Here is a 642-nt window from a genome sequence, read left to right on the forward strand (position 1 = left end):
TGACGCATCGGGAGTTTTTTGACATTGATGATTTTATTTTGTTTTCTAAAAATGGTATTAAGTTTTATAACCGTATTGTAGATTACAAGCCGTATACGGTTTCATCGTTTGTGTATGGGGCAACGATAGAGGCGGTATCTGGGAAGGAATCATTGCGTGAGCGATTTTGGAGACCGTTTTTATTTTCGTTTGTATTTGCTCGTGAGTATGCGTTTCGGGATGTGTTATATGTGCCGTTTGGGGAGTGTCCGATTGAGTGGGATCGGCGTTTTTTGGATGTAGAATGTTCTGCGGTGTCTATTTATTTTCCGTTTTCTAAGGATATGTTAGAGGCGTTGCCCTGTGGGGTTGGTGCGGTGTCTCCGCTTTCTTTGCGGATTTATATTCCTCACCAGTTTATGTTTGCGTTTTTTGATGCAGCGTTTGTTGAGCCTGCTTTTTTTGATCGAGAGTGGGTAGATGTGTTGTGTGATATTGTGTTGCCATAAGTGTGTTATTTTTGAAATTTTTCTCTATTTTTTTATTGAGTGTGGTTTGTTTATCGTGAAAAGCTGCATAAATGGTTTTACAACTAACAAGTAGATTGTACACAACAAGTCATGGCTGAAAAGAAAAAAGAGGTGGGTTTTGAGTCGTCGGGGC

The 642-nt window shown here is 39.9% G+C and carries 1 protein-coding gene; it reads left to right on the plus strand.

Annotated elements, in window-relative coordinates:
• On the plus strand, positions 1 to 488 hold a 488-nt coding region (locus NZM05_12665; protein MCS7014467.1), incomplete at its 5' end, for a hypothetical protein.
• Positions 489 to 642 lie beyond the last annotated feature (154 nt).

The sequence above is a fragment of the Chloroherpetonaceae bacterium genome (assembly GCA_025056565.1).
In the GTDB taxonomy this organism is placed as follows: Bacteria; Bacteroidota; Chlorobiia; order Chlorobiales; family Thermochlorobacteraceae; genus Thermochlorobacter.